This is a genomic window from Teredinibacter waterburyi, from assembly GCF_001922985.1.
Lineage (GTDB): Bacteria > Pseudomonadota > Gammaproteobacteria > Pseudomonadales > Cellvibrionaceae > Teredinibacter > Teredinibacter waterburyi.
Genome location: NZ_MRUH01000124.1, coordinates 101018 through 115782, shown reverse-complemented (window position 1 = coordinate 115782; position 14765 = coordinate 101018). Strand labels below are relative to the sequence as shown.

The following is a 14765-nucleotide window of genomic DNA, read 5'->3' as shown; positions in this document are numbered from 1 at the left end:
AGCGGGCGTTTTTCCTATTGGCACGAGAGTTTACCTAGACGCTGTTCTGGGATACCCTCAGATTTAACTTTACGAAATGCAGTATATTTCACGATATTTAAAAAAATTAGTGCACGATCTTTCTAAAATTAATAAGAGTGGCCTGTTCTGATGCACCTTAGATCTAAAATCCTTCTACCTCTATTGGTTTCAGTTATAACAAGCTGCGGTGGCTCTAGTAGCTCGAGCGTACCGAATCCAACGCCAACGCCCTCGCCGTCTCCCACCACGGAACCCACCAGTGCTCCAACCGCCACACCAACACCTGTACCAACACCACAATCAGACCTATACCATTATCTATTTGAGAGCGCAGCAACTGTAGACCAATGGCAGTATCAACGTTGGGGCGGTACTGTGGATGTCGATATAAGCCACGACAACTCGGGCGCAATTGCGCTTTCACCGCAATGGAACAACGCCGACGACGATAAGTTTGTAATTTTTACCAACTTAGGGGGCCTATTTGACCTTGAAAATGCCTCTATTTCGCTAGACATCTACATTCCTCAAGCCTACGTCGATGACGGCACACTCGCTTTTCAACCCTTCGTACGCGATAGCGAAAGCTACTACGCGACGATTCAATGGGAACAAAGCCAATATCAAACCGGCGACGGCTGGACAACATTTAGCTACACCAATATCGACACAATTCCAGACAATAACAATCCACTAGGTTGGATAGAAGAAGGCTTTCGTATCAGCGAAGTCGCGCAAATTGGTGTGGAAATTATGTCGCGCGGAAAGCCAACCAGCGTCGGCGGCACTATTTTAATCGACAATATCGTGATAACGCCGCAAACACCCGCCGTTACACCAACACCAACACCTCCGCCTGCCCCCACGCCAACCCCCACTGTATTAGAAGCTGATCAAACCCCTGACCCAGCGTTGCCGATGCCAAGCGACGATAATTATCAAGCGGCCGCTACAGCCGCGCGGTTTCTAAACCAAGCGACCTTTGGAGCTACCGCAAAATCAATCAATACCGCCATGAGCATTAGTCGTGAAGAATGGATCGACACTCAAATTACGATGCCACAAACACTGCAGTTACCTATATTAGATGCGCGCGTAGCGGCGATAGGTATGGAACCAATACGAACCGAGGAGTTAGACACCGAAGCTTGGCAGCGCGATTTACAGCGCAGTGATATTTGGTGGGAAACCGCAATTTGGGGCAAAGATCAACTCCGCCAAAAAGTCGCCTACGCACTTAGCCAAATTTTTGTAGTCTCCAATGTCTCCGACGTTTTATTTAACGATTCACGCGGTATCGCCAACTATCACGACATGCTGGCTCGACATGCGCTGGGTAATTTTAGAACGCTGTTATCCGAGGTAACACTCAGCCCAATAATGGGCGAATACCTCAGTATGATTCGCAATGAAAAAGCCGACCCTGAACGCAATATTCGCCCAGATGAAAACTATGCGCGCGAGTTAATGCAGTTATTCACCATTGGCTTAGTTGAGCTAGAGCTCGATGGCTCGACTAAATTAAGCGAAACAGACCAACCAATTCCAACCTACGGGCAAGACGATATCAAAGCATTGGCCCGAGTGTTTACCGGTTGGAATCACGGTACTGTCAACAACTGGTATGAATGGGCGAACGACGGTATTAGCGAAACATTGCCGATGAAAGCGTTTCGGCGCTACCACGACATGGACGCGAAAACGCTTTTTGGCGACCAAACAATTCCCGCAGGTTTAACCGCAGAGGAAGATATAGAAGCTGCGCTGGACATTCTCTTTAACCACCCAAATGTTGGCCCATTTATTAGTAAGCAACTTATTCAACGACTAGTAACCAGCAACCCGTCTGCAGCCTACGTAGAACGCGTTGCAAGTACATTTAATAATAATGGTAGTGATGTACGTGGCGATATGGTCGCCGTGGTTAAAGCTATTCTATTGGATGATGAAGCGATAAATGGCCACATATCCGAACCCACCACATTTGGCAAGTTACGTGAGCCCATAATGAAAGTAGCTGGCGTTTGGCGTGCATTTAAAGCACAAGGAGCACCGGTAAAGCATAACAACGGTTTAATTATTAATCGCTTGCGTATGCGTGCGACCGACCGGGAATTGGGGCAACGACCTTTCGGCAGCTTCTCAGTATTTAATTTCTATCGGCCCGACTACCAACAGCCAGGCGAAATTAAAAATGCCGATTTATATTCACCAGAATTTCAAATAATGACCGAAAGCCAAATCGTATCCTCTACTAACCGACTGTCTAATAATGTCTTTTGGCGCGATACCGAAGAAGATTGGCCCAAGTCGGAAGAAGTAGGACAAGATTGGGATAGCTACCCCTCCCAACTCTATCTTGCCGAAGAAAAATCATTGGCTGGAGATCGAGCCGCATTACTTGATCGCATCAATCTACTGCTACTCGGTGGGCAGATGTCCGCCGTAACGTATAACAACATTCTAGCCTACATGGACAGCCAATCTGTCGAAGGCTGGCTATGGCGACCGATGATTTACGATACCTTATTTCTTGTATCGATTTCACCGGATTACGCCGTACAGCAATAGTGACAGGTTGGAGATAAAGCCATGAAAAAATTCAAAAAAAGCAACTACATCGAGACGCTCAATCGCCGTCACTTTTTGCGCAATTGCTCAGCCCTAGCACTCGGTAGTAGCTGTGCGCTCGGCACGCTCGGTAGCATTCAGTTAGCACACGCACAAACAGCGCCAGCGAACGACTACAAAGCACTGGTGTGTATATTTCTATTTGGTGGTAACGATGCATTTAACATGCTTATTCCACGTTCCACCAGCGCCTATACGGCTTATGCAAATGCACGACAAGGCTTGGCCAAATCCAGCGGCAGTTTAATTCCCATTTCGGCCAGCCGACAAAGCGGCGCAGACTACGGTTTACATCCGGCACTCACAGATGTAAACGATCTCTATCTTGCCAACAAACTTTCATTTGTCGGTAACGTCGGGGCGCTAGTCGAGCCGGTAAGTAAAATTGCTTATCAGGCGAAAACCGTCGCCTTGCCCCCGCAGTTGTTTTCTCACAACGATCAACAAAATTTTATTCAAAGTTTACAGAGTACAACACGTCGCAACGGTTGGGCCGGACGCGCCGCGGATATTCTTAGCGATATGAACACCAACCAACGTCTATCAATGAACATCTCCCTTAGCGGCAGTAATCTTTGGCAGAGCGGCGCCGCAACGATTCCCTACGCGATAGACCCGTCCGGTTTAAAAAACTTTGAACAGCTCGACCGCTCGTCTAGCGATGAGCGAATGCTCGCTCGAATTCAGGCCTACGAAAATATCTTACAGCAAGGGCACAACCACACCTTTGCCAACGCCTATGCCGAGTCCTATACCAAAGCTTGGGATCTAACCGACGAGGTCGGGGCTGCACTTACCGCCAGCACAAGTTTATCGACAAATTTCCCGTCCGATAATCGCATGGCGTCGAGCTTGAAAATGGCCGCGCAAATGATTGCCGCTCGCAACGAGCTAAGCGTATCGCGACAAACCTTTTTTATTGGCGTTGGGGATTTCGATACCCATGGCGATCAAAATCGTCGCCACGATATTTTAATGTCGCAATTAAACGACGCGTTAAAATCTTTTTACGATGCCACCGTAGAGCTTGGTGTGGCCGATAAAGTTACCACCTTTACCGCTTCCGATTTTGGTCGCACGCTATCCAGTAACGGTGACGGTACAGATCACGGCTGGGGCAGCCATCAAATCGTAATGGGCGATGCCGTCGCCGGTGGCGACATCTATGGCACCATGCCAGATCTAACCCTTAACAGTGACGATGATATGGGCGAAGGCCGTATTATTCCCACCACAAGTATGGATCAATACAGCGCGACACTGGCGAAATGGTATGGTGTACCCGGTTCTAGTTTTGCCGATATATTCCCCAATTTAAGCAACTTCGACTCCACAGACCTAGGTTTTATCAAAGCCTAGATCTGTATCCCAGTATCCGCGCTAATAAGCCAAGGCAAACCGTCATAGTTTGCCTCAAATCAATTTGTCCAGCCATTGGATCACTTACTCTACAAGCATACACAGTGCGGCGCCGTCCGCAGCTTGAGTACTGAAGGCGAGCGGCCGCGCAATTTTAGACATTTGCGCTTTAGGTGGTCACCCGATGAAAACTCGCACTCACGATATGACCGAGGAGCCGGATCTACGCCACAGCACCGGCACAGGCCCTACCGCTAAGTTACGCCCCGTTTATCAAAATTTAATGCCCCCCTGTAACCATGCCTGTCCAGCCGGTGAAAATATTCAAGCCTGGATGTCGCTAGTCCACGAAAAGCGTTACGAGGAAGCATGGCAAACAATTCTTGCCGACAATCCCCTACCCGGCGTGCACGGACGTGTTTGTTACCACCCTTGTGAAACATCCTGTAATCGCGATCAAGTCGACGCAGCCGTAAGTGTTCACCAGGTTGAACGGTTCCTTGGCGATATGGCAATTAAAGAAAATTGGTCGCCCCGAATTATTAAAGCCCCGAGCGGCAAGCGGGTTTTAATTGTTGGCGCCGGACCGAGTGGTCTAAGTGCCGCGTACCATTTGCGTCGCTTGGGTCATGAAGTGGAAATTCGAGATGCAGGGCCGGTCGCCGGAGGTATGTTGCATTTTGGTATTCCCGCTTACCGTTTGCCGCGCCAAGTACTTAGAGATGAGATAGCTCGAATCGAAAAGATGGGTGTGGTAATCACCCTAAATCACAATGTTATCGACCTAGAACTAGAACGGCGTGACGGTAATTTTGATGCGGTTTTTGTCGCAATAGGTGCACACCTCTCTAAAAAAATTAATATCCCCGCACGCGAAGCCGGAAAAATTCTCGACGCGGTAAGTTTTTTGCGCAATGTAAGCCTAGGCGAACAACCCAATATAGGACGACGCGTAGCCATTTACGGTGGCGGTAATACGGCGCTGGATGCGGCCCGAACAGCAAAGCGTTTGGGCGCTGAAGAAGCGCTAATTATCTATCGGCGCGATCAAGACAATATGCCGGCACACCCTGAAGAACTCTCCGATGCATTGGACGAAGGCGTAAAATTTAATTGGCTGCGTACTATCAACGCAATTGATGGAGAAACGATTACTGTAGAAAAAATGGAACTCGACGAAAATGGTCGCCCTCAGCCCAGCGGCGAAATCGAACAACTATCTGCAGACGCGTTAATACTCGCGCTGGGTCAACAATCAGACACCCAATTATTAACCAACCTGCCGGGAATTAAATTCGATAAAGATGGTACGGTACAAGTTGCTGACAACATGATGACTGGCTGCCCAGGTGTTTTTGCTGGCGGTGACATGGTACCGAGTGAACGAACCGTTACGGTTGCAACCGGACACGGAAAAAAGGCCGCAAATAATATCGACCAATTTATTCGGGGCTGTATAACACAACAAAATAATTCAGCAAAGCCTGCATCGAAGGAAATTGCACACTTAGAGGATCTCCGTATTTGGTTTTACAGCCAAGCCGAACAATCAAAACAGCCTAGCGCTCCTCTCGCAACACGCGAAAATAATTTTGAAGAAGTGCTCGGCGCGCTAACGACACAGCAAGCGCATTACGAAGCCAGTCGCTGCTACTCCTGTGGTAATTGTTTTGAATGCGATGGTTGCTTTGGTGCCTGCCCTGAGCAAGCCATTATTAAATTAGGTACGGGAAAGTTCTACCAAATTGACTATTCCAAGTGTACTGGATGTAGCGCCTGCACCTTGCAGTGCCCCACTGCAGCCATCCACATGACAAACAATACCGTTTAAGGGTGTAGCCGCTATGCAAACTCAAAATGAAACCTTTGTAACCTTTGATGGTGGAGAAGCGACAGCCTATATTGCCTACCGTACTAACGAAGTCTGCGCTATCTACCCCATTACTCCCTCTACGCCAATGGCAGAACTATCCGATCAGTGGTCCAGTTCCGGTATAAATAATATTTGGGGACAAACACCTTTAGTTATCGAAATGCAAAGTGAAGGTGGTGCCGCAGGCGCATTACATGGCGCGTTACAAACCGGAGCTTTAACAACAACCTTTACCGCATCACAAGGGTTAATGTTAATGATTCCAAATATGTACAAAATTGCTGGCGAACTTACCCCTACGGTTTTCCATGTCGCGGCGCGCTCGCTTGCTGCACAGGGTTTGTCTATATTTGGCGACCATCAAGATGTAATGGCTGTGCGTCAAACCGGATTTGCACAACTCGCCTCTTCGAGCGTGCAAGAATGCCACGACATGGCCTTAATCGCACAGGCGGTAACCCTTGAAAGCCGTGTACCTGTTTTACATTTCTTCGATGGCTTTAGAACCTCCCATGAAATAAACAAAATCAGTTTAATCAGCGACACACATATTCGCGCAATGATTGACGATAAGCTCGTACAAGCCCATCGGCAACGCGCGCTAAATCCAGATGCACCGGTTATGCGTGGAACGGCGCAAAATCCCGACACCTATTTCCAGGGTCGTGAATCCGTAAATGCCTACTACACAAACGCAGTAAAAATATTTGAAGATAAATTTAAAAAGTTTGCTGAACTAACCGGCCGCCACTACCAATTATTTGAATATCATGGTGACCCGGAAGCGGAAAGAGTCATTATAATCATGGGCTCAGGCGCTGAAACAGTGAGCCAAACCGTAGACCATCTTCGCGTCAGCGGCGAAAAGGTTGGTGTACTCAAAGTACGCGTTTTCCGCCCTTTTAGTGCCTTGCATCTTATGAGGGCACTTCCGAAAACGGTTGTCAGTATCGCCGTTCTCGATAGAACAAAAGAACCAGGCGCTGATGGCGAACCACTTTATAAAGATATTATTACAGAACTTGCACAAACCGTTATTCGCGGTGAAATGGCCGCCCTACCTCGAATCATAGGTGGTCGTTATGGACTGTCGAGTAAAGAATTTACGCCTGCAATGGTAGCTAGAATCTATAGCGAACTTCGCGCGGTTAAACCGAAAAATGGCTTTACAATAGGCATTCGTGATGACCGTACCTTCACCAGCCTAGACAATATACCTCCTTTAGATATAGAACCCAACGAAACCGTTCGTGCGGTTTTTTTTGGCTTAGGGTCTGATGGAACCGTAGGTGCAAATAAAAACAGTATTAAAATTATTGGGGCCGAACCACAATTTTATGCCCAGGGCTATTTTGTTTACGATTCTAAAAAGGCTGGGAGTATTACCGTTTCTCACCTTAGATTTGGCCCAACCCATATCGAAGCCCCCTACCTTATTAGTTCGGCCTCCTTCGTAGCGTGCCATCAATATGCCTTTATCGAGCAGGTTGACATGTTGTCGCGTGCCGGTTACGGCGCAACCTTTCTATTAAACAGCCCCCATAACAAAGATGTTATTTGGGCAAAACTACCGCAACGTGTACAGCAGCAAATCATTGATAAAAACATTAATTTTTATGTTATAGACGGCGCTAAAGTAGCCCGCTCTGTCGGAATGGGGAGCCGTATTAATACGGTGATGCAAACCTGCTTCTTCGCGTTAAGCGGTGTTATGCCAAAAGAATTGGCTATAAAAAAAATTAAAGCCGCTGCAGAAAAATCCTACGCTCGCAAAGGTATGGAAATTGTGCAAAGAAACTTTGCAGCAATTGATCAAGCACTCGCACACTTAGAACAAGTGAGCTACCCGGCACAAGTAACAAGTATTTACGATCCCGATCCTAAGCAAAAATTTGTAAACGCGCCTGCCTTTGTTAAATCCGTTACAAGTGAACTCATCTTAGGTAACGGTGACCTAATCCCCGTTACACTATTGCCCGACGATGGCACCTACCCTACAGGAACCACTCAATGGGAGAAACGCAACATCGCCGTCGATATTCCGATATGGGAATCTGATCTTTGCATACAATGCGGTAACTGTTCGGCGGTGTGTCCGCACGCTGCAATAAGAGCAAAGTTCTATGGCGATTCACTCCTTAAAGACGCCCCTGAAGGTTTTAAATCTGCAAATATTAGTGCCCGCGGCTTTCCTGAATTGCGTTATACCCTACAAATTTATCCAGAGGATTGCACCGGGTGTAAACTTTGCGTTGAAGCCTGCCCAGTAAGTTCAGAGCAATCCGCCGATATCAAAGCGATAAATATGCAAGAAAAGCTGCCGCACTTAAGCGAAGAGAAACGTAACCTTACATTTTTTGAAAGCTTGCCCTATAACGACAGATCGGCGGTAGATTTTTCTAATATTCGCGGCGTGCAGTATTTACAGCCATTATTTGAATTTAGTGGCGCCTGCGCAGGCTGCGGCGAAACACCCTACTTAAAATTAGTTAGTCAGCTATTCGGTGACCGCGCACTTATCGCTAACGCGACTGGTTGCTCTTCTATCTACGGCGGAAACTTACCCACGACACCTTGGAGTAAAAACGCGGACGGTAAAGGCCCTGCTTGGTGTAATTCTCTATTTGAAGATAACGCTGAATTTGGCCTCGGCTTTCGCTTAACCTCAGATCAGCATTTAGCGCTTGCCGAACAGCGTTTGAGAGAGTTACGCGAACCGTTGTCTGCAATGCTCGACGAAAAGCTGATAGATGAGACCCTAAACTCCCAACAAATTCATGAAAGTGATATTCGTAAACAACGTGATCGCGTAGTAGAAATTGCAAAGATTCTACGACAACTGAACGACCCGCTCGCCGAGGATTTATTATCGGTAATCGACCACTTGGTTCGACGCAGTGTGTGGATTGTTGGTGGCGATGGCTGGGCCTACGACATTGGCTATGGCGGTGTTGACCATGTACTGGCCAGTGGCCGAAACGTTAATATTTTAGTTATGGATACGGAGGTTTATTCCAACACCGGCGGACAAGCTTCGAAGGCCACCCCAATAGGCGCCGTTGCAAAATTTGCCGCAGGAGGAAAAGTTGTTCCCCAAAAAGATTTAAGTTTGCAAGCCATCGCCTACGGCAATGTTTACGTCGCACGAATAGCGCTGGGAGCGAACCCACAGCAAACCTTGCAAGCCCTGCGCGAAGCTGAAGCCTATGATGGCCCTTCTCTTATAATCGCCTACAGCCATTGTATTGAGCACGGCATCAGTATGAGTGAGGGAATGCAGCAGCAAAAGCTTGCGGTGAAATGTGGTTACTGGCCGCTCTATCGCTACAACCCAGACTTACACAGCGCCGGTAGTAATCCCTTTATTCTCGATTCGCTACGACCAGACCGGCCGCTTACTGACTACACCGACCGAGAAAATCGCTACAAGGTACTGCGGGTAAAAAATCCGAGCGAAGCAGACCGACTTATGGCGATGGCTCAGAAAGTTGTGAATCAAAAATGGTCGGTATATGAAGAGATGGCGACTCGGGATGTGCACGAATTTATTCCCGATACGCGTCTGGACTAGTCGCGAGAAGCTTATACCATCGCTAACGTTTAAAAGCCCCTAAACCTTAGCGATGGTAGACGATCGAAGTACCGAGGCATGAACTATAAGCCTAGCTTTAACCGTGCCGCATCAAGCTGCGAACACATTATCTCTGCGCCATCCAAAATACGGGCGGTATGCCGTTGTAATAAGTCCGGCGAAATAAAATACAAATTTTTATTTTTAACCGCTTTTAGTTGCGGCCATGTGTACCAATCGTTTAACCATTCAGGCTGTTCTTCACCCATACCACTAGCGATAATAACATCGGGATTACGTTGCAGAACGCTTTCCACACTAATTACCGGCGCTAAACTGGGCTCATCACCAAATAAATTCACACCTCCGCAAAGCCGAATGACATCGCTAATAATATGCTTGTTATTCAATGTTTGCAGCGGTTGATTCCAAACCTCGTACAGCACACTCACGGCTTCAGACTCTTGATGTAGCGCCGCGAGACTGCGATATTTTAGCTCGAAGGTTTTCGCCGAGGCCTCTGCAATATCAGCATTCCCCGTTAAGGCTCCGTAATCGCGTATAGAACGCGCCACATCCAGCAATGAATGGGGATCGCTCGCATAGGTGGGAATGCCAATTTTTTCGAGCTTCTCTAAAACATTCGCACCACGCCCAGAATGCCAAACAATAACCAGATCGGGCTTCAAGCTAACGATGGCTTCCAGACTAAAGCTGCTAATCGCACCAACACGGACAAGATCTTTTGCACTCGCAGGGTAATCACTGTAATCGACAGCACCAACTAAAGTCTCGCCAGCTCCGGCGGAATAAACGTTTTCGACAATATGTGGTGCCAAGGCAATAACGCGCTCTATCGGTTTACTAAAACTTAAGCTACGACCAAGATAGTCAGTAACTTCTATTGCCCTAGTTTCAGACTTAATCGCGGCAGTATTACCTTCTACTTTTACTCTGCCCACTTTCGTCACTATCCCGCTTGCTTGTACATGCATGGTAAAAACCACACATAGCAACACACACGTAAATTTTATGGCAGAATAAAAACGCTCTGATTGAATCATAGCGGCACCATATTGTGACTAACGAGTTTTAATTTATCGATAGATGGGCTGATAGAATTTGTTGCCTCTGACCGCGCGCTGTCAGGTGTTAGCTCTGTAACGGCGTGCCCATGATAAAGATTTAACGCGGTTAAGTTTGCGTAGGGAACTTCAAATCTATTGGCAAACGTTAATGGCATATTGAGCAGCTGTGTTAGCAACACTCGGATTACACCGCCATGCATAATCAATAATATTTTTTTACCGCGATAACGCTGGGTTATATCGCGGTAGGCCTCAAGCAAACGACGTGCAACATCGCTCATGGGCTCACCATTAGGTGGCGTTATACTGGCGGGGTCGGCAGACCATCGGGTCATTACGGCTTCGTAATCCCGCCAAACTGTTTCGACTAATTTTCCATCCCAATCGCCAAACGACATTTCCCGAATGCGCTCGTCTATATCCAGTTCAATATTATTGTTCTTGGAAAAATGTTCAGCAAAGTATCGGCAGCGAGCTAATGGAGAACTAATAATTACATCCCAATGATGATTGAGCGTTTGCGCTGCGTAGTCACAGGATGCTTGCATTTGGGCGAAGCCTTTTGCGGAAAGTTCCACATTACTGCTACCGCGAAAAATTGCACCACCCTGACATTCACCATGACGCAAAAGGTGCAAATGGGTAATTTCATTATATTTGTCGTGCATAATAATCTCTTACTGACCTCCAGTAATTTACGATAAAACCAAAGGCTTACCCGTTTTCGGGTGAAAAAACAAATGGACGTCACCGCCAAATAAATTATCAAGTAACGGCTGGTTTAACACTTCTGCAACCGGCCCATTACACAATATCCGGCCCTGCTGTAAGGCAATAATATTGTCCGCATAGGTAGATGCCAAATTAATATCGTGAACAACCATTAACACGGCAACGCCCTGTTTCGAAAAATTTTGAACGGCGCACATTAATTGTTGTTGATGAGACAAATCTAAAGCGGCTGTTGGCTCATCTAACAGTAATAATCTGGGGGTAGCATCTTCACTTCGCCATATTTGCGCCATAACCCGAGCGAGTTGACAGCGTTGCTGTTCACCACCAGAAACTTGTGTATAGAATCTATCTTTAAGATGCACAACATCGGTGGCCTGCATGGCTGCTTCAACAATCTCACCATCGAGTTGAGCGCCAGTGCTATGTGGAATTCGCCCTAAGCCGACGACATCCGCCAAGGTAAAAGGGAAATTTAACTGGCTGATTTGGGGTAATACGGCAATATGTTTCGCTAGTTCCTGCTGCGACCAACGGCTGATCGATTTTTCGCAAAAGTAAATTCCGCTTAAACATTTTTCGTCAACAATTTTAGTAGGTGTGAATGGCTTATCGCCAGCAATAGCTCTTAACAAAGTCGATTTTCCCGCGCCGTTAGTACCGACAATCGCCGTAACTTCGCCGGCCTTTAGGCTAAAACTTACGTCAATAAGCAATTGCCGCTGATCGATGCTTACACTAAGTTCCCGCACGTCTAAAATAGTATTCGTCATAGCGCTAGCTTCCATATGCCGAACGCCTACGCAATAGCGAAATAAACATCGGCGCTCCAATGGCCGCCGTTACCAACCCCACTGGCAGTTCGGTTGGCGCCAAGACCAAGCGAGATAAGGTATCCGCATTAACTAGGAGTGCCGCGCCCAAGGTTGCACTAAGCGGAATTAAGTAACGGTGGTTTGGGCCTACAATAATACGAATAACATGCGGCACCACCAAACCAATAAAGGCAATGGTGCCCGCCACAGCAACGGAAACGCCCACCGCGGCAGCGACACATAAAATAATATGGAATTTAACGCGATCAACATTAATCCCTAGATGTCGCGCCTCGGACTCGCCCAATAGTAAAGCGTTAAGCGCGTAGCGATAGCGATAGAACACAGCGATAGAAATGAAACCAATAACCGTCACCAGCAATAATCGCGAACCATTAGCGGCATCTAACCCGCCCATTCGCCAAAGACTTATTCGGCGCAACATAGTGTTGTCCGCCAAAAACTCCAATAGGCTAGTTAAGCTTCCCGCCAAAAAAGTTAAAGCAATACCAGCGAGCAACATGGTTGCCACACTCGTGCCCTGAGTATTTGTTGCCAACCGATAAACCAATACCACCACAATACAACTACCGGCAAAGGCTGCCACCGACACAATTGATAACCCCATTAAAGAAGCACCACTGGGCTGCAAGAGTACAATGGCAATACTTGCACCAGCAGACGCGCCAGCACTAACACCAATAAGTGACGGGTCGGCCAAGGGGTTGCGAAACAAACCTTGTGTGACCGCGCCGCTGCTGGCGAGAACGGCACCTACAACGACTGCCAACAAAGTACGCGGCAAGCGTAGTTGTTCGAGAATTACATGACTGAAATCACCGTTATCGACATCTGTAAAAGTTAACCAGCTAACAATCTGCTCGAGAGATATCGGCACTGCACCAAACATCAGGCCTGTAACGATCGATATCATCAGCAGCACAATACTACCCAAAAAAATCAACGGCCAAAGGCGTGGTAGAGATTCTGCCGAAACCATCATTGCACTTCTACCATCGATGAACGAGATTGATAAAAGGCAATACAACTTTCGACAAGCTCATCTACTTTAAAACCGGAATCACCTTCCAGCGTATCCGCTAAGCGATCGATTTCTTGTTCGCGAAGCGCGGTAATATCCAGCAGTGGAATATCGATATTGTCTAACCCCATCCAAGCGAGCAATAAATTCAAAGCCTCAGGGGAATCGAAGCAACCGTGTAGATAGGTGCCCAACACATTGTTATCGCTATTGAGGTAACCGTCTTGGGAGCTGGTCGAACTTGGTAGCGGGCCATGTAATTCAATTGGCGAACGACTGACATTAACCTCTGACGGTAAAGCTGGATTTGTAGAATTTATAGGCTGGGTAATACCGTTGTGAATTTCATAACCGCCAATTTCGGCTGTTTTTTCGACTGCAACACTGAGGCTTTGCTCTATTGCTGGCTTAAGGTTGAAGCCTTCTCTTAATTCTGTATTCAAAGATAGCGGCGGGACCGGTAATCGCAATATGCCCGTAACGCGCCGTAGGGATTTTTCCGCATAGAACTGTGTGTGTACTGGCAGTAATTTAAAGCCGTAGGTAAGCTCGGTATTGTCTTGACCGGAAAAAGATTCGCTTTCGATATTCAACGGATCAGAAATCGATTCCCCCAGCATTTGATAGCCGCCGCAAACCCCCATTACCTTACCGCCGTAGCGCAAATGTTTGTTTAGGTGATGCTGCCAGCCATGCTGCTTTAAATAATTGAGGTCGCTGACAACACTTTTGCTGCCCGGCAGAATAATACAGTCGCAAGCCGGTGGCGTTTGATCCGCAGGAATAAACTGCAGGTTTACCGATGGATGAAAACGCAGCGCGTCGAAATCGGTGTGATTCGAGGTGTGTGGCAATACCGGCACGAGAATATTAAGTTTGCTCGAAGCTTTATCGGGTTGACGCGCATCGATAGCATCTTCCGCTTCTAAATAAAAATTATGCAGGTATGGAACAACCGCGAGTACCGGTTTGCCAGTACGCGCTTCGAGCCAATCGAGCCCCGACTGCAGCAAGCGAATATCACCGCGAAAGCGATTTATGACAAAACCAATAATACGGTTCTGTTCAGATGCGGACAGCAGTTCGAGAGTACCGATAATATGCGCAAATACGCCTCCCTTATCAATATCAGCAATTAAAATTACCGGGCAATCGACCGCTTCGGCAAAGCCCATATTGGCGATATCACCCTCACGTAAATTGATTTCGGCAGGGCTACCGGCCCCCTCAATAATGACGGCGGTATAACCATTGGTTAATCGGCTAAAAGATTCTTTTACCGCTTGCATGGCTTGCGGCTTAAACTGGTGAAAATCCGCCGCGCTCATATTCAGTTTTGCTTTCCCCTGAATAATAATTTGTGCACCGGTATCGCTACTGGGTTTAATTAATACAGGGTTCATATCGGTGTGCGGGACTACGCCTGCCGCTTGCGCCTGAACGGCTTGGGCTCGGCCTATTTCTCCACCGGCTTCGGTAACGGCACTGTTTAGTGCCATATTTTGCGGCTTAAAGGGCGCGACTTTTACCTGCCTCCTCGCCAGCAGCCGGCACAACGCTGCGACTAAGGTGCTTTTACCCGCGTCGGATGTAGTGCCCTGTACCATTAGCGAAAAAGGCTGCATAAAAATCG

Annotated in this window: 9 protein-coding genes; 4 read left to right on the top strand and 5 right to left on the bottom strand. The window is 47.5% G+C overall.

What is annotated here, in order from left to right; translation table 11 throughout:
• Nucleotides 1–150 precede the first annotated feature (150 nt).
• From IDZ20_RS10140 to nifJ, 4 genes are all read left to right on the top strand, one after another.
• A complete protein-coding gene (locus IDZ20_RS10140; RefSeq protein ID WP_245792248.1) occupies nt 151–2592 on the top strand; it encodes a DUF1800 domain-containing protein in 2442 nt (813 codons plus the stop codon).
• A gap of 21 nt (nt 2593–2613) precedes the next feature.
• Nucleotides 2614–4011, top strand: a complete 1398-nt coding sequence (locus IDZ20_RS10135) for a DUF1501 domain-containing protein (protein ID WP_188151315.1) — start codon at nt 2614–2616, stop codon at nt 4009–4011.
• A 184-nt stretch (nt 4012–4195) separates the two neighbouring features.
• Nucleotides 4196–5842, top strand: coding sequence for an NAD(P)-binding protein (locus IDZ20_RS10130; protein ID WP_188151314.1), 1647 nt, complete (start codon nt 4196–4198; stop codon nt 5840–5842).
• Between the two features lie 13 nt (nt 5843–5855).
• On the top strand, nt 5856–9455 hold the full coding sequence (gene nifJ, locus IDZ20_RS10125; protein WP_188151313.1) for a pyruvate:ferredoxin (flavodoxin) oxidoreductase: 3600 nt from the start codon (nt 5856–5858) through the stop codon (nt 9453–9455).
• Nucleotides 9456–9538: 83 nt separating this feature from the next.
• Here nifJ and IDZ20_RS10120 read toward each other — a convergent pair whose 3' ends face one another.
• The 5 genes from IDZ20_RS10120 to IDZ20_RS10100 form a co-directional block, all read right to left on the bottom strand.
• A complete protein-coding gene (locus tag IDZ20_RS10120) occupies nt 9539–10417 on the bottom strand; it encodes a cobalamin-binding protein (RefSeq protein WP_245792246.1) in 879 nt (292 codons plus the stop codon).
• 98 nt (nt 10418–10515) lie between these two features.
• Complete coding sequence (locus tag IDZ20_RS10115; protein ID WP_188151311.1) at nt 10516–11211, bottom strand: histidine phosphatase family protein; 696 nt, start codon at nt 11209–11211, stop codon at nt 10516–10518.
• 27 nt (nt 11212–11238) lie between these two features.
• Nucleotides 11239–12048: a heme ABC transporter ATP-binding protein gene (locus tag IDZ20_RS10110; RefSeq protein WP_188151310.1), complete on the bottom strand. Its 810-nt coding sequence runs from the start codon at nt 12046–12048 to the stop codon at nt 11239–11241.
• Between the two features lie 4 nt (nt 12049–12052).
• On the bottom strand, nt 12053–13093 hold the full coding sequence (locus IDZ20_RS10105) for a FecCD family ABC transporter permease (protein ID WP_188151309.1): 1041 nt from the start codon (nt 13091–13093) through the stop codon (nt 12053–12055).
• A complete protein-coding gene (locus IDZ20_RS10100; protein WP_188151308.1) occupies nt 13090–14757 on the bottom strand; it encodes a cobyric acid synthase in 1668 nt (555 codons plus the stop codon). Before IDZ20_RS10100 ends, IDZ20_RS10105 begins: the two co-directional genes overlap by 4 nt.
• Nucleotides 14758–14765 lie beyond the last annotated feature (8 nt).